Origin of the sequence: Amycolatopsis sp. 195334CR, from assembly GCF_017309385.1 — a bacterium.
GTDB lineage: Bacteria > Actinomycetota > Actinomycetes > Mycobacteriales > Pseudonocardiaceae > Amycolatopsis.
The window spans coordinates 375,850-399,074 of the sequence record NZ_JAFJMJ010000003.1; the positions used below are offsets into that span (position 1 = coordinate 375,850).

22 protein-coding genes are annotated in these 23,225 nt (G+C 71.6%); 2 read left to right on the forward strand and 20 right to left on the reverse strand.

Annotated features, from left to right (window positions below; translation table 11 throughout):
* Positions 1 to 4: 4 nt before the first annotated feature.
* The 12 genes from JYK18_RS38805 to JYK18_RS48355 all read right to left on the reverse strand — a co-directional run bounded on the left by JYK18_RS38805 (position 5) and on the right by JYK18_RS48355 (position 11,677).
* Positions 5 to 766 carry an amidohydrolase family protein gene (locus JYK18_RS38805; protein WP_206808803.1) on the reverse strand — a complete coding sequence of 254 codons (762 nt, stop codon included), beginning with the start codon at positions 764 to 766 and terminating at the stop codon, positions 5 to 7.
* Positions 763 to 1,632, reverse strand: coding sequence for an amidohydrolase family protein (locus JYK18_RS38810; RefSeq protein ID WP_206808804.1), 870 nt, complete (start codon positions 1,630 to 1,632; stop codon positions 763 to 765). Before JYK18_RS38810 ends, JYK18_RS38805 begins: the two co-directional genes overlap by 4 nt.
* Entirely contained in the window at positions 1,629 to 2,744 is a 1,116-nt protein-coding gene (locus tag JYK18_RS38815) for a mandelate racemase/muconate lactonizing enzyme family protein (RefSeq protein WP_206808807.1), read from the reverse strand. Before JYK18_RS38815 ends, JYK18_RS38810 begins: the two co-directional genes overlap by 4 nt.
* A complete protein-coding gene (locus JYK18_RS38820) occupies positions 2,741 to 3,505 on the reverse strand; it encodes an amidohydrolase family protein (RefSeq protein WP_206808809.1) in 765 nt (254 codons plus the stop codon). Before JYK18_RS38820 ends, JYK18_RS38815 begins: the two co-directional genes overlap by 4 nt.
* Positions 3,502 to 4,233 carry a creatininase family protein gene (locus JYK18_RS38825; RefSeq protein ID WP_206808810.1) on the reverse strand — a complete coding sequence of 244 codons (732 nt, stop codon included), beginning with the start codon at positions 4,231 to 4,233 and terminating at the stop codon, positions 3,502 to 3,504. The genes JYK18_RS38820 and JYK18_RS38825 overlap by 4 nt, the downstream gene beginning before the upstream one ends.
* On the reverse strand, positions 4,230 to 5,234 hold the full coding sequence (locus tag JYK18_RS38830; protein ID WP_206808811.1) for a Gfo/Idh/MocA family protein: 1,005 nt from the start codon (positions 5,232 to 5,234) through the stop codon (positions 4,230 to 4,232). The genes JYK18_RS38825 and JYK18_RS38830 overlap by 4 nt, the downstream gene beginning before the upstream one ends.
* The gene (locus JYK18_RS38835) at positions 5,231 to 6,811 is read right to left on the reverse strand and encodes an ABC transporter ATP-binding protein (protein ID WP_206808812.1); all 1,581 of its coding nucleotides are present in this window, start codon (positions 6,809 to 6,811) and stop codon (positions 5,231 to 5,233) included. Before JYK18_RS38835 ends, JYK18_RS38830 begins: the two co-directional genes overlap by 4 nt.
* On the reverse strand, positions 6,808 to 7,650 hold the full coding sequence (locus JYK18_RS38840) for an ABC transporter permease (RefSeq protein ID WP_206808813.1): 843 nt from the start codon (positions 7,648 to 7,650) through the stop codon (positions 6,808 to 6,810). Before JYK18_RS38840 ends, JYK18_RS38835 begins: the two co-directional genes overlap by 4 nt.
* Positions 7,647 to 8,609, reverse strand: coding sequence for an ABC transporter permease (locus JYK18_RS38845; protein WP_206808814.1), 963 nt, complete (start codon positions 8,607 to 8,609; stop codon positions 7,647 to 7,649). The genes JYK18_RS38840 and JYK18_RS38845 overlap by 4 nt, the downstream gene beginning before the upstream one ends.
* A 14-nt stretch (positions 8,610 to 8,623) precedes the next feature.
* Positions 8,624 to 10,198, reverse strand: a complete 1,575-nt coding sequence (locus JYK18_RS38850; RefSeq protein ID WP_206808815.1) for an ABC transporter substrate-binding protein — start codon at positions 10,196 to 10,198, stop codon at positions 8,624 to 8,626.
* A 134-nt stretch (positions 10,199 to 10,332) separates the two neighbouring features.
* Positions 10,333 to 11,121: an IclR family transcriptional regulator gene (locus tag JYK18_RS48170; protein WP_206808816.1), complete on the reverse strand. Its 789-nt coding sequence runs from the start codon at positions 11,119 to 11,121 to the stop codon at positions 10,333 to 10,335.
* Positions 11,122 to 11,359: 238 nt separating this feature from the next.
* Positions 11,360 to 11,677 carry a hypothetical protein gene (locus JYK18_RS48355; protein ID WP_206810087.1) on the reverse strand — a complete coding sequence of 106 codons (318 nt, stop codon included), beginning with the start codon at positions 11,675 to 11,677 and terminating at the stop codon, positions 11,360 to 11,362.
* 84 nt (positions 11,678 to 11,761) lie between these two features.
* Here JYK18_RS48355 and JYK18_RS38865 point away from each other — a divergent pair, with 84 nt between their 5' ends.
* Positions 11,762 to 12,853 carry a YibE/F family protein gene (locus tag JYK18_RS38865; RefSeq protein WP_206810088.1) on the forward strand — a complete coding sequence of 364 codons (1,092 nt, stop codon included), beginning with the start codon at positions 11,762 to 11,764 and terminating at the stop codon, positions 12,851 to 12,853.
* Here the strand turns inward: JYK18_RS38865 and JYK18_RS38870 are convergent.
* Complete coding sequence (locus tag JYK18_RS38870; protein ID WP_374195117.1) at positions 12,840 to 13,454, reverse strand: hypothetical protein; 615 nt, start codon at positions 13,452 to 13,454, stop codon at positions 12,840 to 12,842. The two genes, JYK18_RS38865 and JYK18_RS38870, sit on opposite strands and share 14 nt — an antisense overlap.
* 52 nt (positions 13,455 to 13,506) lie before the next feature.
* Positions 13,507 to 14,154: an MBL fold metallo-hydrolase gene (locus tag JYK18_RS38875; RefSeq protein ID WP_206808819.1), complete on the reverse strand. Its 648-nt coding sequence runs from the start codon at positions 14,152 to 14,154 to the stop codon at positions 13,507 to 13,509.
* Positions 14,155 to 14,315: 161 nt separating this feature from the next.
* On the opposite strand from JYK18_RS38875, the gene JYK18_RS38880 reads away from it, so the two are divergent.
* On the forward strand, positions 14,316 to 15,188 hold the full coding sequence (locus JYK18_RS38880; RefSeq protein WP_206808821.1) for a peptidylprolyl isomerase: 873 nt from the start codon (positions 14,316 to 14,318) through the stop codon (positions 15,186 to 15,188).
* Between the two features lie 544 nt (positions 15,189 to 15,732).
* On the opposite strand, the gene JYK18_RS38885 is transcribed toward JYK18_RS38880, so the two are convergent.
* The 6 genes from JYK18_RS38885 to yajC all read right to left on the reverse strand — a co-directional run bounded on the left by JYK18_RS38885 (position 15,733) and on the right by yajC (position 23,154).
* Positions 15,733 to 16,512, reverse strand: coding sequence for an enoyl-CoA hydratase-related protein (locus JYK18_RS38885; protein ID WP_206808824.1), 780 nt, complete (start codon positions 16,510 to 16,512; stop codon positions 15,733 to 15,735).
* Positions 16,513 to 16,542: 30 nt separating this feature from the next.
* Positions 16,543 to 18,846, reverse strand: a complete 2,304-nt coding sequence (locus JYK18_RS38890; protein ID WP_307796345.1) for a bifunctional (p)ppGpp synthetase/guanosine-3',5'-bis(diphosphate) 3'-pyrophosphohydrolase — start codon at positions 18,844 to 18,846, stop codon at positions 16,543 to 16,545.
* 138 nt (positions 18,847 to 18,984) lie between these two features.
* Positions 18,985 to 19,503 carry an adenine phosphoribosyltransferase gene (locus JYK18_RS38895; protein WP_206808827.1) on the reverse strand — a complete coding sequence of 173 codons (519 nt, stop codon included), beginning with the start codon at positions 19,501 to 19,503 and terminating at the stop codon, positions 18,985 to 18,987.
* A 74-nt stretch (positions 19,504 to 19,577) separates the two neighbouring features.
* Complete coding sequence (secF, locus tag JYK18_RS38900) at positions 19,578 to 20,825, reverse strand: protein translocase subunit SecF (RefSeq protein ID WP_206808829.1); 1,248 nt, start codon at positions 20,823 to 20,825, stop codon at positions 19,578 to 19,580.
* Position 20,826: 1 nt separating this feature from the next.
* Entirely contained in the window at positions 20,827 to 22,548 is a 1,722-nt protein-coding gene (gene secD, locus JYK18_RS38905; RefSeq protein ID WP_206808831.1) for a protein translocase subunit SecD, read from the reverse strand.
* 177 nt (positions 22,549 to 22,725) lie between these two features.
* Positions 22,726 to 23,154, reverse strand: a complete 429-nt coding sequence (gene yajC, locus JYK18_RS38910; RefSeq protein WP_206808832.1) for a preprotein translocase subunit YajC — start codon at positions 23,152 to 23,154, stop codon at positions 22,726 to 22,728.
* Between the last annotated feature and the right edge of the window lie 71 nt (positions 23,155 to 23,225).

Below are 23,225 nucleotides of genomic sequence, written 5' to 3' on the forward strand. Positions count from 1 at the left end.
GCGCTCACCCTCTCCCCGTCGACCCGGACCCGCCCAGCAAACCGCTCACCGTCCCGGAGAGCACGGCGGCGCGCTCCGGTTCCGCGATCGTCCAGTCCCGCACCCGGCGCAGCTCCGCGGCGGGCACGGTGTACGGCGCGTCGGTGCTGAACACCACGCGCGAGGTGCCGATCTCCGGGTCCCGTGCGAACTCGCTGAGCACGGTGTCCCACGGCGCGTAGGCCGTGTCGGAGTACAGGTTCGGCGCCTGCCGCAGGGCGGGTGCCGCGTCGATCCAGAAGTCGGTCGCACCACTTCGACCCATCAGGAAGGCCACGCCGGGATGGCGCAGGGCCAGGAGCGCGAGCGGCAGCGGTACCGCGCTCGGCGGGGTGCCCGTCCGCACGTAGGCGAACCAGCCGCGGTCCGCGGCGAATTCGAGCAGCGGGTCCACGAGTCCGTCGAGCAGGTCGAACCCCTGCAACACGGAGTCGACCGCCAGCGCGACCGCGCCCTGCTCCGCCGCACGGGCCAGCTCGTCCAGTGCCGCGCGACCGCGCCACGGGTTCGCCACCGCGTACGCGAGCAACCGGCCGCCGGAGGCCTCGGCCGCCGCGGCGGTCAGCTCGTTGCCCTCGCGGTTGTCGACCGCGATGCACCGCTCGCCCGGTGAGATCAGCGCCTTGTCGATACCGAGCCGGTCCATCGTGGCCAGCAGTTCCTCGGGCGCCAGCTCGACCTCGCGACCGTCGCCGATGCGCACGTGCGCGTCCACGACCGCGCTCATCGGTCCAGCCCCAGCGCGCCCAGTGCGTCGGCGTGGATGATCTCCTCGACCTTCTCCAGCGGTACGCGCGGCAACGCCGTTCCGTCCAGGATGTCGTTCACGCGGCGGATGCCCGCCATCGCCTCGGCTGTGCCCGCGATCGGGAAGTCGCTCCCCAGCAGCAACTTCCCCAGGCAGCCCCACTCGTGCGCGGCGAGCAGCGACTGGTAGCAGACCCACGGGCGCAGGTAGATCGACGACACGTCGGCGTACACGTGTGGGTGCTTGCGGATGGTCACCACCGTGTCGGTGCCCCACGGGTGGCCCATGTGCGCCAGCACCATCCGCAGCTCCGGGAACCGCAGCGCGACCTCGTCGAAGGCCAGCGGGTGCGTGTAGCGCAGCGGGGCGTGCCGCATCGGCGAGGCGCCGGCGTGGAACAGGATGGGCAGCTGCTCCTTCTCGCAGTAGGCGTAGAAGGCCAGCGCCCGCTCGCCCAGCGGGTCGAAGTCCTGGTAGTTCGGGCCGAGCTTGACCCCGCGCAGGCCCAGCTCGCGGCAGCGTTCGGTCTCGTCGAAGACGTGGTCCCACAGCGGGTTCACCGAGAGGAAGCCGATCCGCCGGGCGGGGTCGGCGGCGGCGAACTCGGCGGTGGCGTCGTTCGTGCGCTCCGGTGCGTACGGCAGGCCGGTCATCGGCTCGGGGTCGTCCACGGCGATGTTGAACACGATGGTCACGTCGGCGGCGGCCATCTCGCGGTCGTAGTCGGCCCAGGAGTTGGTCGTGCTCACGTCGCGGTCGGTGCGCCAGTTCGAGTACACGCGGCGCTCGTCCGGCGGCACGGGCTCGCGGTGCGTCGGCGTGTGCGAGTGCACGTCGACGATCACCGGAACCGCCGCCGCAGGTCGTCGCGGGGCACCACGCCGAGGCCGTGGCCGTCGGTGAGCCGCACCCGTTTGCCGTTGCTGTCCAGCGGGTCTTCCAGGATGTCCTCGGCGTAGTAGTGCGCGCCGATGATGTCCGAGGGCAGGAGCTCGCTGAGCGCGGGCAGCGCGCACGCCACGTGCAGCTGGGCCGCCGCGCCGATGCCGAGTTCGCCGTTGGAGCCGATCAGCGTGTCCAAGCCGAAGGTCTCCGCGACGCGACCCTGGACCACGGCCTTCGCCGGGCCGCCCGACTTGCCGAGGTAAATGCCGATCACGTCGGCCGCAGACGCGCGGATCACCCTGGCCAGGTCGTCCGCGCCGAACACGGACTCGTCGGCGACCACCGGCAGGCCCAGCGATCGCACCGCCGCCATGCCCTCCAGGTCCGACGGTTTCACCGGCTGCTCGACGAACGCGGGCCCGAAGGTGCTCAGCCGCCGGACCGCTTCACGGGCCTCGGCGCGGCTCCAGCCGCCGTTCGCGTCGACCCCGATGAACGCGCCGAGCCCGGCCAGCTCGCGCACGCGGGCCACCCTGGTCAGGTCGCCGTCGATGCCGAGGCCCACCTTGACCTTGAACGAGGTGAACCCGGCCGACACGGCCGCGTGGTACGCCTTCTCCAGCACCTCGCCGTCGCCCGAGAGCGACAGCTTGATCGGCACCTCGTCGCGGTACGGCCCGCCGAGCGCGGTGGCCAGCGGCATGCCGAGGGTGCGGGCGTAGGCGTCCCACAGCGCGGTCGACACCCCCGCCTTGGTGAACGGGTTCGCCGCGAGCACCCGGTCCATGATCGCTTCGAGCGCGCCGGGCGGGGCCAGCTTGCGGCCGAGCAGTGCGGTGGTCAGCACGTTGCGCACGAAGTGCTCGGCGCTGGCCGCGTCCTCCCCGCTCCACAACGGCGTCGCGCTGACCTCGCCGTAGCCCTCCACGCCCTCGGTGGTGACCACGCGGATCAGCAGGAAGTCCGAGCGGTCGTGGCTGCCCTTCGCGCCGTGCACCACCAGCGCGGGATGGGCGGGCAGGCTGACCGGCAGCGTGTGCACCGCCGCGATCCTCGCGGTGAGCACGCTCATCCGAGCCACCCGCCGAGCAGCCGCCGGGGATTGGTCACCAGCATCTCCTCCCGCTGCTTCGCGGTGACGCCCCAGCCGTCGATCTCGGCGATCCTGGCCACCGCGTAGTCCTGGCTCGCCCGGTCGGACAGCCCGGCGTCGGTGCCGAAGAGCACCTTGCCCGCCGGCGCGTGGGCGAGGATGTGACGGGCCGCGTACGGCGGCGTCCCGCACAGGCAAAGGTAGAGGTTCGGGGTCACGATGGTGGCGGCGAGCGCCTCGCGCCAGCAATCGTGCAGGCCACCGTGCCCGAGCACCACCGGGATGCCGGGGTGGCGGCGGGCCAGCGCGGCGATCTGGCCGGGCATCGAGTACGGCGGGGAGCCGTCGTGCGAGAGCAGGATGCCGCCCGCCGACTCGACCTCCTCGCAGATCTCGTCGAGCGCGGTTTCGTGCATGCTGAAGCCCTGCAGCCAGGGGTGCAGCTTCAGGCCGCCGAAGCCCAGTTCGGTGAAGCAGCGGCGCACCTCGTCGGCGGCGCCGGCGTGACGCGGGTTGACCGTGCCGAACGCGATCATCCGCTCCGGGTCGGCCGCGGTGAACCGGGCCAGCTCGTCGTTCGCCTCCGGGGTGGCGTTGAACAGGCCGTCGTGGGCGAGCACGACGGCGGCCTCGATGCCGGAGCCGTTGAGGAAGTCGAGGAACTCGCCGGGGCCGAATTCGGCGCCGCCGAGCCAGGTCGCCGCGTGCCAGGCGGGCGGATGGGTGTGGAAGTCGATCACGGCAGTTCCGCCAGCGCGATCAGCCGGTCGGCCAGCGCGGCCACGATCTCGTCCAGCCACTTGGCCCCGTTGTCGGCGTTGGCCAGTTCCGGGCGGTCGGTGTAGCCGTCGATGCGCAGCCAGTCGCCCTGGTTGTGCACGTCGACGCCGGGCAGCGAGGGTGTCTCGGGCAGTGCGGTGCGTTCGACCGGGCGCCGCGCCAGGTCCGGGTCGACGGCCAGCACGAGCGAGGTCTCGAACTCGCCGGCGTGCCCCGGAACCGGGAGCGCGGACCGGCCGGCCACCAGGTTCCAGTAGTGCACGGTCGACACCGACAGCCCGTAGCGCGCGGACGCGGCGGCGGCCGCGGCGTGGCAGACACCCTGGTTGCCGCCGTGCCCGTTGACCACGACCAGGCGGCGCCCGCCGCAGGTGGCCACCGAGCGGGCGAGATCGGTCAGCACCGCGACGGCGACCTCGGTGCTCAGCGACAGCGTGCCGCCGAAGGGCAGGTGGTGGTCGGAAGCGCCGAACGGCAGGCAGGGGGCGAGCACCAGGTCGCGCGGGGACGACCGGTCCGCCTCCTCGACCGCGCGCCGGGCGATGGTGGCGGCCATCAGCGCGTCGGTGCCGGTGGCCAGGTGCGGGCCGTGCTGCTCGGTCGCGCCGAACGGCAGCACCACGAGTGCTTCGGGCAGCACCGCGCCGAGTTCGGCGCGGGTGCGGTCGTCCCAGTTGAACACGGTCATGCCAGGCTCCAAGCCGCGAGCACGGCGACCCGCTCGCTGATCTCCAGTGCGGCCAGCCCGTCGGCCAGGCCGGGGGACGGGACGGCCCGCGCGCCGGTGACCAGCTCGGTGAACCGGTCCAGCTGCAGGTCGAAGCACCGGGTGGTGCGGTCGTCGTCGAAGGCCACGCGTTCCACCCCGGCGGCGGTGGTCAGCCGCAGGTCGAAGGTGAAGCCGTCGAGTTCGGCGTGCCCGCGGTCGCCGATGAAGCTGATCTCGCAGCGCGGCTGCGCGTCGGTCAGCCAGCCGAACTCGGCGAGCACGGTGACGCCGCCGGGATAGGTCAGGCGCGCCCCGCAGAGGTTCGCGGCGGGCAGGTCCGGGCGGGTGGACACCGCCCAGGAGTCCTCCAGGCGCTCGGGCGGACCGCCGAAGAGCGTGGCGAACCAGTCGAACACGTGCGCTCCCTCGTGGACCACGGGCATTCCGTGGGCCAGTGTGGCCTCGATCCGCCGCGCGTGCTCGGGCAAGGCCGGATCACGCCGTTCGTCGTAGATGTGCGCCCGGACCAGGATGCCGTCGCCGAGCCGGCCGCCGTCGATCCATTCGCGCAGCACCGCCAGTGCGGGGTCGTGCCGGTAGGTCAACCCCACCTGGACGCGTTTGCGCTGGCCGGCCGGCAGTTTCGCGAGTGGCGCGGCGGCCGACGACGACACCGCGATCGGCTTCTCGGCGAGCACGAACCGTCCGGTCGCGGCCACGCGACCGACCAGGCCGGGGGTGACCCAGGGCGGTGTCGCCAGCACGACCGCGTCGATCACCGGGTCGGCCAGCACGTCGGCGAGGGTTTCGAAGGCCGGTGCCGCGGTGTGCTCGGCGGCCAGCGCCCGGCGGGCGGGGTCCGGGTCGACCACGGCCGCCAGCCGGAGGCCCGGGTGGCGCAGCAACGCGGGCAGGTGGGCGCCGAGGCCGATCTCGCCGAGTCCAACCAGTGCGACCGACGGAACGTTCCGCGTGTTCATCGGGACACCTCCCCGGTGGCGAGCTCGGGGACCGCGTCGATCAGCGCGCGCGTGTACTCGTGCTTCGGGTCGCCGAACAGCTCCGCCCTGCTGCCCGTCTCGACGATGCGCCCGTGCCGCATCACCGCGAGCCTCGGCGCGACCTGCCGCACCACGGCGAGGTCGTGCGAGACGAACAGGTAGGTCAGGCCGAGTTCGCGTTGCAGGTCGCGGAGCAGGCTCAGGATCTGTGCCCGGATCACCACGTCGACCGCGGAGACCGCCTCGTCGAGCACCACGAACGACGGTTCCAGCGCGATCGCGCGGGCGATGTTGACCCGCTGGCACTGCCCGCCCGAGAGCTCACGCGGGTAGCGCCCGGCGAACGCGGCGGGCAGGCCGACGAGGTCGAGCAGCTCGGCCACCCGGCGATCGCAGTCCGCCTTCGACGCGCGCCGGTGCACCGCGAGCGGCAGCCCGACGATCTGCGCGACTGTCTTGCGGCGGTTCAGCGAACCGACCGGGTCCTGCGGCACGAGTTGCATGTCGCGGCGGCGCCGCCGCAGCTCGCCGCGCGAAAGCGAACCGAGCGCGACGCCCTCGTGCCGCACCTCGCCCGACGCCGGCCGGTCGAGCCCGAGCAACAGCCTCGTCAGTGTGGACTTGCCCGCGCCCGACTCCCCCACCAGCCCGAAGGTCTCCCCCCGGTGCACGGTCAGCGACACGTCGTCGACCGCGGGGGCGCCGGAACCGAAGCGCTGGACCAGGCGATCGGCCTCGACCAGGGGCGGTTCCGGCTTCGGTTCAGCCAGTTCGACCGGCGTCCGCAGAGTGACCACCGACCGCAGGAGGTCGCGGGTGTACTGGTGCGCCGGTTCAGCCAGCACGACCGGCAGCGCGCCCGACTCGACCACCCGGCCCTCGCGCATGACCTGGATGCGCGCGCAGAACTCCGAGGCGACCGCGAGGTCGTGCGTGATGAACAGGACGGCCATGCCGCGGCGCGTGGCCAGGTCGTCGAGCAGGGTCAGAATCCGGGCCTGGGTGGTGACGTCGAGCGCGGTGGTCGGCTCGTCGGCGATGAGCACCTCGGGTTCGCACGAGATCGCCATCGCGATCATCACCCGCTGCCGCATGCCGCCGGAGAATTCGTGCGGGTACTGGCGCACGCGCCGGGCGCCGTCGTCGATGCCGACCTCGCCGAGCAGGTCGATGGCGGCCACCCGCGCCTGGGCGGCGGTGACGTCGCGGTGCGCGCGGATCGCCTCGGCGATCTGGTCGCCGATCGTGCGCACCGGGTTCAAGCAGGACAACGGATCCTGGTAGATCATCGCGATGCCCCGGCCGCGGACCCGGTCCAGTTCGGGGTCGGTCGCGGTGACCAGGTCGCGCCCGTTGAACACGACCCGGCCGCCGGTGATCTCGGTCGGCGGCGGGTTCAACCGCAGCATCGACAGCGACGCGATCGTCTTCCCGCTCCCGGACTCGCCGACCAGCGCGAGCCGCTCCCCGGCGGCCAGTTCCAAGCTGAGGCCGTGCACCAGTGGCGGACCGTCCGGCAGGCCGATCGCCAGGTCCTCGACGGTGAGCACGCTCATCGCTCACCCCCGCCCGCCCGCAGCACCCGCTGCAACTGGTCGCCGAGCGCGTTGAGCGCGCCGATCGCCACGATGAGCACCAGCGCGGGCAGCAGCGGGTACCAGATCGACTCGAACAGCTTGTCGTACCCGGACTTCAGCAGCGTGCCCCACGACGCGTCCGGCGGCTGCACGCCGAGGCCGACGAAGCTCAGGGTGGCCTCCAGCATCAGCGCCGTGGCGAGGTTCAGCGACGCCTGCGCGAGCAGCGCGGGCCCCGCGTTCGGCAGCACCTCGGCGAACAGGGTGCGCGACCGCGGCACGCCGACCGCGTCGAGGCCGCGCACGTACTCCGACTCGAGTTCGGCGAGCACGGCCGAGCGCGCGATCCGCGCGGTCAGCGGGCTCATCAGCAACCCGGTCACGATGATCATGGACGGCGTCGCCGAGCCGAAGGCGGCGACGAAGACCAGCGCGAACAACACGATCGGGATGGCCAGCGCGGCCTCGGCCACGCGCATCAGGATCTCGTCCAACCAGTTCGACCCGGCCGCCGCGAGCAGGCCCCACGCCACCCCGATCACCATCGCCACCAGCGTCGCCCCGGCGGCGAAACCCAGCGACAGCTGTCCGGCGTGCGCGACTCGCGACAGCAGATCGCGCCCGAGTTCGTCGGTGCCGAACAGGTGCGGCCAGCCCGGCGCGGCGAAGCGGTTGCGCGCGTTGATCGCCGCCGGGTCCGGCAGCACCCACGGGGCGAGCAGCGACAGCAGCACGAACGCACCGAGTACAGCCAGCGCGACAACCGCGGCGGGCCGCGCGAGCAGGCGGCGCACCGGGGGCTTCGCGGGCGCGGTCACCGTCGCACCCGCCCGACGCGCAGGCGCGGATCGAGCACGCCATACAGCAGGTCGACCGCGAGGTTGACCACCACGAAGGCCGCGGCCAGCAGCAGCACCGTGCCCTGGATGACCGCGTAGTCCCGTTTGAACACCGAGTCCACGATCAGCGAGCCGAGGCCCGGCCAGCCGAACACGTACTCGACCACCACCGCGCCCGAGAGCACGCCCCCGACGGTCACGCCGAGCGAGGTCAGCGCGGGCAGCATCGCGTTGGGCAGCACGTGCCGCAGCACCACCGCCCGGCGGCCGATGCCCTTGCCGGTGGCGGTGCGCACGTGCGCCGTGCTCTCCACTTCGGACAGCGCGGCGCGCAGGTGCCGGATCAGCGGGGCGGACAGGCAGATCCCCAGGGTCAGCGCGGGCAGCACGAGCGTGCGCAGGTTGCCCGCCGGGTCCTCGGTCAGCGGCACGTACCCCTGCTGCGGCAGTACTCCCAGTTTGACGCTGAAGATCGCCAGCAGCACGATGCCGAACACGAACGGCGGCGCCGCCATGCCCGCCACGGTGTACGCGCCGACCAGCCTGCCGGGCCAGCGGCTGCGCACCACGGTCGGCAGCACCGCGAGCACGACGGCCAGTAGCACGGCCAGCACCAGCCCCGCCGCCGACAGCTCCAGCGTCGGCCCCAGCCGCTGGCCGATGAGCACCGTGACGTCGAACTGGCTGAAGTACGACCGGCCCAGCTCGCCGCCGAAGATGCCGGTGATCCACACCCAGTACTGGACCGGGATCGGGTCGTTCAGGCCGAGTTCCTCGCGCAGCGCGGCGAGCGCGGCCGGGTCGATGTTCTGCGCCGCGCCGACGCGCGCCACCGTCGGATCACCCGGGAGCAGCCGCAGCACCACGAAGATCAGCACCGAGACCCCGAGCAGCATCAGCGCGCTGACCGCGAGCCGCCGCAGCAGATAACCGGCCATGCCCGGCCCCCGTTCTAGGCCGCGAACCCGGCTTCCTCCAGGTGCAGCGTCCCCTCGGCCTGCACCCACAGCCCGCGGAGCTCGGGCTGCGCCACCGACAGGAAGGCCGTCGAGCCGATGAAGATCACCGGGTTCTCGCGGTTCAGCACGCGCTGCGCGGTTTTGAACGCCGCGTCGCGCTCGGGGCCCTCGCCCGCCGACTCGATGGTGGCGATGGCGTCGTTGTACTCGGCGGGCGCCGCCCAGTTGCACTCGCAGGTGCCCTTGGTGCCCTCGAACCAGGCCAGCGGGTAGCTGTCCGGCGGCGGGGTGAACGACAGGTAGTTGGCGGCGAGCAGGTTCGGGTAGCTCTTGCCCTTCGGGTAGAACTTCGCCGACCAGGTGCTCACCTCGTTGGTCTGGATTTCCAGGGTGATGCCGATCTTCGCCAGGTCCTGCTGCAGGATCTGGCCGATCGTGGTCCATTCCTGGTAGTTGCCCGCGACCGCCCAGAAGGTCAGCGTCGCGCCCTCGGTGATGCCGGCCTCGGCGAACAGGCGCTTGGCACGTTCGAGGTCGAACCCGTGCGACGGCACCGTCGGGTCGTAGAACCGGTTCTTCGGGTTCACCGGGGCGTTCCTCGGTGTCGGCACGCCGTATCCGGCGTACGCGGCGGCCATCATCTCGGTGCGGTTCGCCGCGTACGACAGGGCTTCGCGCGCCTTGGGGTTGTTGAACGGCGCCGCGCTGGTGTCGAGTTCCCAGACCACGAACCCGGCGGGCTCGGCGGCGGTGAGCAGTTGCCTGCCGTCGGTGGCCAGCCCGGCCGCGCTGTCCGGGGCGACGCTCCACAGCACGTGGACCTGGCCCGCCCGCAGCGCCGCGTTCGCCGCGGTCGCGTCGGCGTACCGCACGATCCGGATCGCGTCGAGGTTCGGGCGCGGGCCCCAGTAGCCGTCGTGTCGCACCAGTTCGACCGTCTGGTCCGGGACGAACGACTTGAGCTTGTACGGCCCGGTGCCGTTGGCCGAGCGGTCGATGTTGGCCAGGTCGTCCACGTCGGTCATCCGCACGTCGATCACGTCGACCGGCAGCTCCGGGTTCGGCGAGTCGAGCGTGAGCACGAGCGTGGTGTCGTCCACCGCGGTCACCGCGTCGATCATGTCGATCTTCGCGGCGACCTGGGCAGGAACCGCGGGGTCGAGCACGCGGTCGAAGTTCTTCTTGGCCTCGGCGGCGGTGAACGCCTTGCCGTTGTGGTACTTCACGCCCGGGCGCAGTTTGAAGGTCCACGTCCGGTAGTCCGGGGTGAACTGCCACGACTCGGCCAGGTCGGGTTTCGCGGTGTTTTCCGGGGTCCAGGTGGTCAGCCCGCTCCACAGCAGCGTCTGGAGCTGGGTCTGCGCGCCGCTGGCGATGGTGTTCGGGTCGAGCTGGGAGACCCCGGCGATCTGGCCGTAGACCAGCGTGCCGCCCGGCGCGATCGGGCCCTTGCCGCTGTCGGCGGTGGGCTGCGGCTGGTCGGGCGCGCCTTCGCCCGCGTTGGAACAGGCCGAAGTCAGCAGGAGCAGCGCCAGCGCGGCGGCCCCCCAATTCTGCGCACGCCCCACGCCCGCCTCCAGTGTCCCTCGCCCCTGCCCACCGTTGGTCCCGCGAGGAAACCTCTGAAATTCGCTATTTCGAAGATAGCTTCCCCGATTCGAAGATGCTAAGTCTCCGGTCATCCCCGGCGCAAGGACCTGACCTAGAACCCGAGTTTCGCGGAAACCTCTTTCGCTTGCCGCACAACGAGTTCGATCGCGACGTCGAGTTTGGCGCCGATCAGGTCCCTGGCGAATCCGGTCACGCCGAGCGAACCGGCGATTCGGCCATCCGAGTGGAACACCGGGGCGGCGATGCACGCGATGTCCGGTTCCTCCTCCTCGTCCTCCACCGCGAACCCGGCCTGGCGCACCGTGGCCAGTTGCGCCAGGAAGACCCGGGCGGACGGTTTCTTCGCCTTCGGGCCGCGCCCGGCGACCAGGTGTGACAGCAACGGGTCAAGCTGCTCGTCTGGCAGGTAGGCGGCGATGGCGCGGCCGAGCGCGGTGAGGTTGAACGGCGCGACCTTGCCGGGATAGGTGTCGAACTGGATGAACCCCGGGGTCGCGGCCTTGGCCACGTAGACCACCGACGCACCGTCGAGCACGCCGACGTGCGCGGGCATGCCCAGCTCGTCGGCCAGGTCGCGCAGTTCGGGCTGGGCGACCTCGGCCAGGTCGTCCTGCTTGATCAACGGGGCGGCGAGGTCGTAGAGGCGGAGCGTGACCCGCCAGAAGTGGCTGCGCCCGACCACCCGGCGCGCGGCGTACCCGCGCTGTTCGAGGGTGTAGACGATGGCCGCGCAGGTGGCCAGCGGGATGCCGGTCGCCCTGGCGAGCGCGGTGAGGGTGAGGCCGTCTTCGGCGGCGACCAGTGTCTCCAGCACGGTCAGCGTGCGGCTGACCGCGGGCGAGGCGGGCCGCGGTTCGGGTGACTTCTCCTCCGCCGCCACGACCTCCCCTTCTTCGGCCTTTCGGGCCTATTTTCGGAATACGGATAATACCAGCGCGCGGGGGCCGTGCCTGCCGGCGTTACGCCGGTTGGGGCAGGATGTCGCCGTGCCCCGCGATTCGCCCCGCCGCCGGTTCGACGGTGACGACACCCCGACCGGCCCGATCCGCCGGATCACGAGCGACGACCTGGCCGGCTCAGCCACCTCTGACGGCCCGGCGCGCCCGACCCGGCGCGGTTCACTCGGTCGAACCGGTCAGTCCGAGCGGCGCGGTCAGACTGAGCGCACTGTGGCCCGGCGCCCACCGCACGACGCGGGGTCGCGGGGCGAGACCCGGCAAGCGCGGCGCGAACGCCTCGAAGCCGCCGAGCGGGAGCGAAGCCGAGACCAGGAACGAGGCCGAGGAGCCGACCGAGAACGAGAGGCCGAGCGGAGCGCCCCGCCGGCACGGCGGCGACGTGTCGAACCAGGTGAACCGGCCGAACGAGACGAGCCAGCGAAGGCACGAGCGGAAGAGCCGGTCGTACCGGTTGGACACGGACACGGCCATGGGCACGGACCCGCCACCCCCGCCTCCGCGCGGGTCAAGAAGCTGCTGATCATCCTGCTCGCCCCGCTCGCGCTGGCCACCGTCGTCGGCGTGGCGCTGCTCTACCCGTGGGGCCAGCCCGACCCGCAACCCGCCATCCTGGTCGGCACGCCGGTGCACGGCGACGTCACCGCCACCGCGACCGGGCCCTGCCTGTCCCCCGGTGATGTCCAAGTGGGTGCACCGGTCGAGGGCGCGCAGCAGTGCCTCACCGTGGACGTGGTGCTCAGCGACGGCGTCGCCGCCGGGCAGACCCTCCGCAAGATCGTGCCGCTCGAACCGAGCACGCCGCGGTTCGCCGCCGGGGACGCGGTGGTGCTGTCGTTCGCCGGGGACGACGCGCGCAACCCCGACTCGTACCAGCTCGTCGACTTCCAGCGCGGATTGCCGCTGGCCGCGCTGGCGGCGCTGTTCGCGATCGCGGTCGTCGTGCTCGGACGGTGGAGCGGGCTCGCCGCGCTCGGTGCGCTCGTGCTCAGCTTCGGGGTGCTGGTGCTGTTCGTACTGCCCGCCATCCTGGCCGGGGAGAACCCGCTGATGGTGGCGATCTGCGGCGCCGGGCTGATCATGTTCATCGCGTTGTACCTGACGCACGGGCTCTCCGCGAGAACCTCGGTCGCCGTGCTCGGCACGCTGGTCAGCCTCGCGCTGATCGGCGGCATCTCGGCAATGTTCTCCGCCGCGGCTTCACTGACCGGCCTCGACGACGACACGTCCTCCTTGATCGCCGCGCTCGGGCACGGCATCGACGCGCGCGGGCTGCTGCTCGCCGGCGTGGTGATCGGCGCGCTCGGTGTGCTCGACGACGTCACGGTCACCCAGACGAGCGCGGTCTGGGAGCTGCGGCGTGCGAACCCCGGGCTCGGGTGGCGCGAGTTGTACGCGGCGGGCGTGCGGATCGGCCGCGACCACGTGGGGTCGGCGGTCAACACGCTGGTCATGGCCTACGCGGGCGCGGCGCTGCCGGTGCTGCTGGTGTCGTCGCTGTCCGGGGTCGGGCTCGGGTCGATCCTCGGGTCGCAGGACATCGCGCAGGAGATCGTGCGGACGCTCGCGGGCAGCATCGGCATCGTGGCCGCCGTGCCGGTGACCACCGTGCTGGCCGCGTTGATCGCGAGCCGCGAACCCGTCAGTCCAGGCTAGCGACGAAGCGGCTGACCGCCTCCATGGTGAACCGTTGCGCCAGCTTGCCCGACGGCGCCGCGGAGGCGAGGCGGTAGAGCGGCCGGTCCGGTGCGGCGTCGCCGCGCGCCTCGGCCCGCAGCTGCGCGACGAGCAACTGGGAGAACACCATGCCGTTGGCCTCGAAGTTGTTGGCCAGCGCGTCGGCGAGCTTGCGCAGCGCGAGGATCTCCAGCTCGCGGCCACCGGTCCCGGCGTAGACGGCCAGATCGATCTTCACCGTCTTGCGCCGGTTGCCCGCGTTGACCAGCAGGCCGACCGAGCGCGTGCCCCGCACGTCGGTGACCAGCAGGTCGAGCCGCTCGGCCTGGGTCAGGTCGATCTCGCGGACCCGCCAGGTGCGCACGTACAACTTGTTCGACTCGAGCCACACGCGGCGCCGCAGGTTGAACGCGACGAGGTAGAGCAGCGGCAGCGCGACCACCGCGGCGGCCACCAGGCCGGCGACCTGCCCGCCGATCAGGCCCCCGATGCCGCCGAACGCCGCGGCGAAGATCGCCACCCCGACCAGGCCCGAGCAACCGCGGCGCCGCCGCAGCTTCGGGTCCTCGGAGGTGAGCATGATCCGGCCGACCGGCTTGGGCCGCGCCGGTTCCGGCTCGATCTGCTCCGGCTCAGCCATGCGTCACCTTCAGGGCGGTCAGGAACGGGTTGGCCTGGCGTTCCCTGCCGATCGTGCTGGTGCCGCCGTGGCCGGGCAGCACCACCGTCCGGTCGTCCAGGGTGAGCAGCCGGTCGGCCAGGGACTGCTCGAGCTGCGACACGCTGCCTCCCGGCAGGTCGGTCCGTCCGATGGAACCGGCGAACAGAGTGTCCCCGGTGAACGCCAGCTCGCCGAGGCGGAAGATCGCCGAACCCGGAGTATGCCCTGGGGTGTGCGCCACGGTGATCGTCAGCCCCGCGATCTCCAGGTCCCCGTCGGTGAGGTCGACGAGTTCAACCGGTTCGACCGGGCGGACCGCGTCGCCGAGGGCGGCGAGCAGTTGCGGGCTCGCGCCGGAGGCCGGGTCGGTGAGCAGGCCGCGGTCCTCCGGGCGGAGGTGCACCGGGAGGCCGAACGCGGCGGCGTCGGCCACGTGGTCGAAGTGACCGTGCGTGGCCAGTACGGCGACCGGGGTCAGCCGGTGCTCGTCGAGCGCGGCGGCGACCTTCGGCGCGGCTTCCTGCCCGGGGTCGATGATCACGCACTCGGTCCCCGCGTCGCGGGCGACCAGGTAACAGTTGGCGGCGAAGGCCCCGCTGGGGAACCCGACGACGAGCAAGAACCGCACCTCCGAGCGCGCGAAACGACCCACTCCACCCGTCCGGATGAACCGGCCGCGCCAGCCTAGCGGCCCCTCTACAGGGTTCTCACAGGCTGTGCCAATAGACTGCCGCCACGCAGGACACCGACGTGTGACACCGATTGGAAGCGGGAGGGCAGGTGGCGACCAACCAGCAACGCCGCGAAGCCGCCAAGCGCAAGCTCGAGCGGCAGCTGACTCGACGGGCGGAGCGGGCGAAACGACGCAGGATCATCGGCGTCGGCGTGACGATCGTCGTGGTGGGGCTAGTCGCCGGGCTGGTCGTGTTCCTGGTGACCCGGGACCGCGAGGACGTCGCGTCGCCGGAGGCCTCGGACACCCCGCCGACCCCGGCCCCGATCCAGATCCCGACCGAGCGGGCGCCGGAGCCGAAGCGACCGCAGGCGCTGGCGGACCCGGTCTCCTGCGAGTACCCGGCCGAGGAGGGCAAGCCGTCGGCCAAGCCGGTGAACGCGCCCGCCGCCGGGCAGGTGCCGTCGAACGGCACGGTCAACGTGATGATGAAGTCCACCGCGGGCGACATCCCGCTCACGCTGAACAAGGCGCTCGCGCCGTGCACCGTGAACAGCTTCGTCAGCCTGATCAACCAGGGCTACTACGTCGACACCGAATGCCACCGGCTCGGCACCGAGGGCCTGCAGATGCTGCAGTGCGGTGACCCGCAGGCGACCGGCATGGGCGGCCCGGGCTACACCTTCGACGACGAGGTGTTCCCCGAGCTGAGCTACGGCCGCGGCATCCTGGCCATGGCGAACGCGGGCAAGGACCCGGCCACCGGCAAGGGCACCAACGGGAGTCAGTTCTTCATGGTCTACGGCGACGCGCAGTTGCCGCCGAACTACACCGTGTTCGGCACGATCGGCGACCCGGGCTTGGAGGTGCTGGACAAGGTGGCGCGCGACGGCATCGACCCCGAGTCGGCCGCGACCAGCCAGGACGGCACGGGCAAGCCGAAGACCCCGGTCAAGTTCACCGCCACGACGGTCGGCTGACGCACCGGTCGAACCAGCTGAACGGGGCGCTACCCAGGTGGGGTGGCGCCCCGTTTCGCGTGCTCAGGGCTTCATCGCGCGGCGGGGCCGCGTATCACGTGCGGCGGCGTCGCGCATCGCGTGCGGCGGGGCCGCACGTCGGCGGCCGGGATGCGGAGCGCGGGCGCACGGGCCGCGCGTCGCGGCAGCGGGCCGGGTGACGCATGGGCGGGGGTTGCGTGGTGCGACAGCGGGATTGAGTTGTGTCGCGTGGGTTGAACCGCGGTGGCCGCCTCGCGCGCGATCGCGGCGGGGGCTAGATAGCGCAGTCGCGAGTTGATTCGACATCGCGCGGGCTGGGTCGCGGTCGCGCGGGTTGAACCGTGGTCGCCTGGGTGAACCGCGGTCGCGTTGGGTCGTGGTCGCGCGAGTTGAACCGTGGTCGCGGCGAGGGTGGGCCGCGGCGGGGGTTTCGTGCGCGCGGCTCAGGCAGCGGGGCGGCACCGTGCCGTGAAAGTGGCGTTGGCGGCGGAATGTGCCGTGAAAGCCACATTCACCGCACCGCTCAGCGGGCGGTGAAGTTCGGCGGGCGCCGCGCGAGGAAGGCGGCGACGCCTTCCTGATAGTCCTCGCCGTGCAGGGCGTCCAGGCGGATGCGGTCGATTTCCGCGTCCGACTCCGACTGGCCGGTGAGGATCTTTTCGATGATCCGGTTCATCCCCCGGATCGAGGTCTGCGAGCGCGAGCACAGCGTCCTGGTGAACTCGGTGACCGCGTCCTCCAGGGCCGCCTCCTCGTACACCTCGTTCAGCAGGCCGATCTCCCGCGCCCGCGCCGCGTCGATCAGGGAGCCGCTGAGCAGGAAGTACCTCGCGTGCGCCGGGCCGATCAGGTCGACCAGCTGCCGGGTGGACTGGAAGTCGTAGACGATGCCGAGTTTCGCCGGGGTGATGCCGAACCGTGAACCCGCGGCGGCGAAGCGGAAGTCACACGCCACCGAGATCTGGCACCCGCCGCCGATGCAGTTGCCGCGGATCAGCGCGACGGTCGGCTTCCGCAACCCCGCCAGGGCGCCGACCGCGGTTTCGATCGCCTTGTCGTACGTGGCCGCGGCCTCGGCGGTCGACCGCAGCGCACCGAACTCGCTGATGTCCGCACCCGCCGAGAAGTCCGCGCCGGCCCCGCTCAGCACCAGCACCTTCACCGCCGGGTCGCGGTCGACCCGCGCGACCGCGTCGGCGATCCCCGACCACATGCCGTGCGTGATCGCGTTCTTCTTCTCCGGCCTGGCGAAGGTCAGCCGCGCGACCTCGTCGTGCACGCTGAACTGGAGCCCGTCAGTCATGAACCGCACCTTACGCAGCGCGCGAGCGCGTCAGGAGGCCGACGTGACCCGGTACACGTCGTAGACGCCCTCCACGCTGCGCACCACCTTCAGCACGTGCCCCAGGTGCTTCGGGTCGCCCATCTCGAACGAGAACCGGCTCACCGCCACCCGGTCGCGCGAGGTGGTCACCGAGGCCGACAGGATGTTGACCTTCTCGTCGGCGAGCACCTTGGTGATGTCGGAGAGCAACCGGTGCCGGTCCAGCGCCTCGACCTGGATGGCGACCAGGAACACCGACGACTCCGACGGCGCCCACTCCACCTCGACCAGCCGCTCCGGCTGCGCCCGCAGGTCCTCCGCGTTGGTGCAGTCCGTCCGGTGCACGCTCACGCCACCACCACGCGTGACGAACCCGAGGATCTCGTCGCCCGGCACCGGCGTGCAGCAGCGTGCCAGCTTCGCCCAGATGTCGCTCGCGCCCTTGACGATCACGCCGACGTCGTTCGACCCGCGGCGGCGCGTCACGGTGGACGGCGTCGCCCGCTCGGCGAGCTCCTCCTCCGCCTCCTCGACCCCGCCGATCAGCGCGACCAGCCGCGACACCACGTGCTTGGCGCTGGTGTGCCCCTCGCCGACCGCGGCGTAGAGCGAGCTGATGTCGCCGTGGCGCAACTCGGTGGCCAGCGCGCCCATGGAGTCCGCCGAGACCAGCCGCTGCAACGGCAGCCCGACCTTGCGGACCTCCTTGGTGATCGCCTCCTTGCCCGCGTCGATCGCCTCGTCGCGGCGCTCCTTGGCGAACCACTGCCGGATCTTCGCCCGCGCCTTCGGCGAACCGGCGAAGCTCAGCCAGTCGCGGCTCGGCCCGGCGCCCTCGGCCTTCGAGGTGAAGATCTCGACGACCTCACCGTTCTCCAGCTTGCGCTCCAGCGCGACCAGCCTGCCGTTGACCCGCGCGCCGATGCAGCGGTGCCCGACCTCGGTGTGCACCGCGTAGGCGAAGTCCACCGGCGTCGAATCCACCGGCAGCGTGATCACGTCGCCCTTGGGCGTGAACACGAAGATCTCGCGCGCGGCCAGCTCGTAGCGCAGCGATTCGAGGAACTCGCCCGGGTCGGCGGCCTCCCGCTGCCAGTCGAGCAGCTGGCGCATCCACGCCATCTCGTCGACGTCGACCGCGTTGCCGCTGTGCGTGCCCTTGGTCTCCTTGTACCGCCAGTGCGCGGCGATGCCGTACTCGGCGGTCCGGTGCATCTCGTAGGTGCGGATCTGCACCTCGAGCGGTTTGCCGTCCGGCCCGATCACCGTGGTGTGCAGCGACTGGTACACGCCGAACCGCGGCTGCGCGATGTAGTCCTTGAACCGGCCGGGCATCGGCTGCCACAGCGCGTGCACCACGCCCATCGCGGCGTAGCAGTCGCGCACGTCCTCCACCAGGATCCGCACGCCGACCAGGTCGTGGATGTCGTCCAGGTCGCGGCCGCGGACGATCATCTTCTGGTGGATCGAGTAGTAGTGCTTCGGGCGGCCCTCGACCTTGGCGGTGATCCGCGACGCGTCCAGGTTCGTGGTCAGGTCGCCGATGACCCAGCGCAGGTAGGTGTCGCGCGAGGGCGCGCGATCGGCCACCAGGCGCACGATCTCGTCGTACTTCTTCGGCTGCAGGATGGCGAAGGCGAGGTCCTCCAGCTCCCACTTCACCGTGGCCATGCCCAGCCGGTGCGCCAGCGGGGCGAGCACCTCGAGGGTTTCCTTCGCCTTGCGGGCCTGCTTCTCCGGCGGCAGGAAGCGCATCGTGCGCATGTTGTGCAGCCGGTCGGCCAGCTTGATCACCAGCACGCGCGGGTCGCGGGCCATCGCGATGACCATCTTGCGGATGGTCTCCGCCTCGGCCGCGGTGCCCAGTTTGACCTTGTCCAGCTTGGTCACACCGTCGACCAGTTGGGCCACCTTGTCACCGAAGTCGGCAGAGAGCTGCTCCACCGGGTAGCCGGTGTCCTCGACCGTGTCGTGCAGCAGGCCGGCCACCAGCGTGGTGGTGTCCATGCCCAGCTCGGCCAGGATGGTGGCCACGGCCAGCGGGTGGGTGATGTACGGGTCGCCCGACTTGCGGCGCTGGTTGCGGTGCAGCTCCTCGGCCACGTCGTAGGCGCGCTGCAGCAGGGCCAGGTCGGCGCTCGGGTGCATCTCGCGGTGGACCGCGGCCAGCGGTTCGAGCACCTGCTTGACCGAGGCAGCCCGCTGGGCGGTGATGCGCCGGGCCAGGCGGGCGCGGACGCGGCGGGTGGCCGAGGGCGCCCGGCTGCTGCCGTTGCCGTTGCCGTTCGCCGGGGGGACGGGCGGGACCGGCACCGGACGGGACTTGCCGCCGTCCTTGGCAGGCGCCGCGGACTCGAGCTCTTGGCTCACCCGCACCTCCCGTCGTATCAGGTCATCCTCGTGCGTTCAGCGTAACGCGCGGAGGGGCGGCGGCGTTCCGTTGCCCCGCGGTCAGCAGGTGTGAAGAGTGTGCACCAGCCGCCCGGCCAGTGCGGCGCGACCGCCCAACCCGGCCAGCTCGGTCACCACGGAGACCCCGGTGACCACCGCGCCGACCTGCTCCAGCAGGCCGCACGCCGCCGCGACGGTGCCGCCGGTGGCGAGCACGTCGTCGATCACCGCGACGTGTTGACCTGGTTGGACCACGCCCGCCGGCAGCTCGAGGGTGGCCGTGCCGTACTCCAGCTCGTAGTCCGCGGTGGCCGCGACCTGCGGCAGTTTGCCCGGTTTGCGCACCATGACCACGCCCAGCCCGCTGATCTGGCCGAGCGCGGCGGCCAGCAGGAAGCCGCGCGCCTCCACCGCCGCCAGCAGCTCCACGTCCTGGTCGAGCGTGCCGGCCAGCGCGCTGGTCACCGTGGCGAACCCGTCCGCCGAGGCGAACAGCGGCGCGAAGTCCCGGAACAGGATCCCCGGCTTCGGGAAGTCCGGGACCTCGGCGATCAGCCCGAGCGCCTTGTCCAACTCCATGCTCTGCCCCTTTTACCGAAGCAGGGCACCACCCGCGGTGACCGCGGACGGTGCCCTGCTGCTGTCGAGATGCCTCAGCGCTTGCGCTTGCCCGACGGCTGCTGCTTGCCGGACGGGCGGCCACGCCGCGGCGTGGCCTTCTGGTGCCGCGCGGGCACGCTGGCCGCGGCCGCGTACGCGCGCTCCTTGCGCAGCTCGGCGTTGAGCTGGTCGTCGTCGCTCGCGTCGAACTCGTCGTCGTCCGGCGCGGCCTCGCGCTCGGCGGCCTTGCGGGCCAGGTTCTCCCGCCGGGCCTTGACCCGCTGCGCCTGCTGCTTGAACTTCGGGTCGCGCATCTTGAAGTCGACCAGCAGCGGGGTGGCCAGCGCGACCGAGGACAGCACGCCGGCCAGCATGCCGGTCAGCTGCACCAGCGCCAGGTCCTGCAGCGTGCCGGAGCCGAGCAGGATGTAGCCGATGATCAGCAGGCCGAGCACCGGCAGCAGGGCGATCACCGCGGTGTTGATCGAGCGCATCAGCGTCTGGTTCAGCGCCAGGTTGGCCGCCTCGCCGTAGGTGCGCCTGGTCAGCCCCAGCAGGCCGCGGGTGTTCTCCTTGACCTTGTCGAACACCACCACGGTGTCGTACAGGGAGAACCCGAGAATGGTCAGCAGGCCGATCACCGTGGCCGGGGTGACCTCGAAGCCGACCAGCGAGTAGATGCCCGCGGTCACCACGATGTCGTGGATCAGCGAGATCAGCGCCGCGACCGCCATCCAGCGTTCGAAGTAGATCGCCAGGAAGATGGTCACCAGCACCAGGAAGACCGCGAGCGCGATGAGCGCCTTCTCCGAGATCTCCCCGCCCCACGACGCGCTGACCGCGCTGTCGCTGATGGTCTGCTGGCTGGGCTGGCCGTTCGCGCCGAGCGGCTGGAAGGCGTTGAACAGCGCCTCCTTCACCTTGGCGACCTGACCGGCGTCCAGCGTGTCGGACCGGATCTGCACGGTCTGCGCCGCGCCGGTGCCGACCTTCTGCGCTTCGGCGGCCGGCTCACCGGCGGCCTCGGCGAAGACCTCCTTGGCGCGGTCCTCGTTCACCTCGCCGGTGGCCCCGGCGGCGGGCATCTGGATCTGGGTGCCGCCCTCGAAGTCGATGCCGAGGTTGAACCCCTTGATCCCGATGGAGCCCACGCAGACCAGCATCAGCAGGCCGAAGAACACGTACCAGTACTTGCGCGCGCCGACGATGTCGAACGCACCGGTGCCGACGTAGAGCCGGTGGAACACCGAGCCCTTCTTCTGCTTGGCGCCGGTGGTGGTGCCCTGGTCCTCGACGCCCACGTCAGGCCTCCTTCACGGTCGCGCCGGCGACCTTGGCTGTGCGGCGTTGTGAGCCGACTCGCTGCACCCCGCCGAGCCCGGAGATCTTCGGGCTCGACAGCGCCTTGGACTTCGACACCAGCGCCACCAGCGGGTGCGTCACCAGGAACACGACCACCAGGTCGAGCACGGTGGACATGCCCAGGGTGAAGGCGAACCCGCGCACCTCGCCGACGGCCAGCAGGTAGAGCACCGCGGCGGCGAGGAACATGACCGCGTCCGAGGCGAGGATCGTGCGCCGGCCGCGGACCCAGCCGCGCGGCACCGCCGAGCGGAACGAGCGGCCCTCGCGCATCTCGTCCTTCAACCGTTCGAAGAACACCACGAAGGAGTCCGCGGTGACACCGATGGCGATGATGAACCCGGCCACGCCCGCCAGGTCGAGGGTGAACCCGATCCACCGGCCGAGCAGGACCAGTACGCCGTAGACGATCACCGCGGACAACGCCAGCGACAGGATCGTCAGCACGCCGAGCAGGCGGTAGTAGAACAAGCAGTAGATGAACACCAGCGCCAGCCCGATGCCACCGGCGATCAGCCCGGCCTGCAGCGAGGCCAGCCCCAGCGTCGCGGACACCGTGGTGGCGTCGGAGGAGGCGAACGACAGCGGCAGCGAGCCGTACTTCAGCACGTCGGCCAGGTTCTTGGCCTCGGACTGGGTGAAGCCACCGGTGATCTGGGTGCGGCCGTCGAGGATCGGCACGGTGATGTTCGGCGCCGAGACCACCTGGGTGTCCAGCACGAACGCGGCCTGCTTGTTCACGTTGGCCGAGGTGAAGTCGCCCCAGACCTTGGTGCCGTCGGCCTTGAAGGTCAGGTCGACCACGTAGCCGCCGCGCTGGCTGTCGTACCCGGAGGCGGCGGTGTCGATCATCGTGCCGGGCAGGAACTCGGGCTCCAGCACGAACTTCTGGCTGCCGTCCTTGAGGCAGGCGACCAGCGGCAGGGTCGGGTCGTCGTTGCCGCGCAGCGGGTCGTTGGGCAGGCACTGGAACTGGGCCAGCGTCTCCTGCTGCAGCTGCTGCGCCGCGGCGGCCGCGGCCTGGTCGGCCGGGTTGGCGGGGACCAGCGCGGGGTTCTGCCGCACCGCCTTGGCGGCCTGGATCGCGGCGGCCTCGGCCTCCGGCGAACCGGGCGTGGGCGGCGCGGGCGGCTCCCCGCGAGGGCCGCGCCGGGCGCGGAACCGCCGGCGGGCGGCGCCGGGCTGACCGGCGGACGGGGTGCCGCTCGGCTGCTGGCCCTCGGCGGGCGGCTGCGAAGCCGGCGGCTGGGTCCCGGGCGGCGGCTGCTGCGGGGCCGGGGTGGCGGCCTGCACGTTGGCCACCTTGCGGAAGCCCAGCTTGGCCGTCTGACCCAGGTTCTTGGCCTGGTCGCCCTGCTCGCCCGGCACGGTGATGACGACGTTGTTGCCGTCGAGCACCACCTCGGTGCCGCTGACCCCGATCCCGTTGACGCGGGTCTCGATGATCGTCTTCGCCTGGTTGAGCGCTTCCTGCGACGGCTCGGCGCCGTCCAGCGTCCGGGCGGTCAGGGTCACCCGCGTGCCGCCCTGGAGATCGATGCCCAGCTTGGGGGTCGGCTTCCCGTCGCCGGTGAAGAACACCAGCGAGTACAGGCCGATGACGATCAGGACGAAGAACGCGAGATAGCGTCCCGGGCGGATCTGCCCGGCCGGTGGTGCCACGGTGCGTCGGTCTCCTCGAACTGGGGCCTTCCCGAATGGAACAGGGCCTGCCTGGCTGGAAAGTTGTCCGGGTAAGCCCGCGCGGACGCGGGCATACGCAGCACCGAGACACTACTCGGTGCTGCGTGAGCCCTGCGTTACCCCCTCATCGGCGCGTAGGCGCCGGGTCGCAGGGTGCTACTTCTTCCCGTGCTCGAGCGGCGGGGCGATCTGCGGCCCGGCCTTCTCGGCTTCCTTCTTCTCGTCCTCATCCGACTTCGCGGACTCTTCGATCCCGGTGGTCGACTCGATGATGGTGGCATCGGTCGCCGAGTCGGCGTCGTCGTCGGTGTCGTCTTCGACAACCGGCTCGACCTTCTCCCGGACGGCCTGGCGCAGCCAGGTGGTCACCACGCCGGGCGCGATCTCGAGATCGATCGTGGTGTCGCCGCTGGTGTCCGAGACCGTCGCGTAGAGACCGGAAGTGGTCATCACGCGGTCGCCCTCGGCCAGGTTGTTCTGCAGCTCCTGCTGACGCGCGACCGCTTGCTTCTGCTTGCGGCTCCCCAGGAACAGGGGGATCGCCACGACCAGCATGAGCAGCAGCGGCAGGAAAAGGCCTTCCATGACTCTCCATTCAGCGGGTGCGACAGCGGCGGACCGCCTGCCGATACGCCCGATTTGTTCTGGGTCTGCTT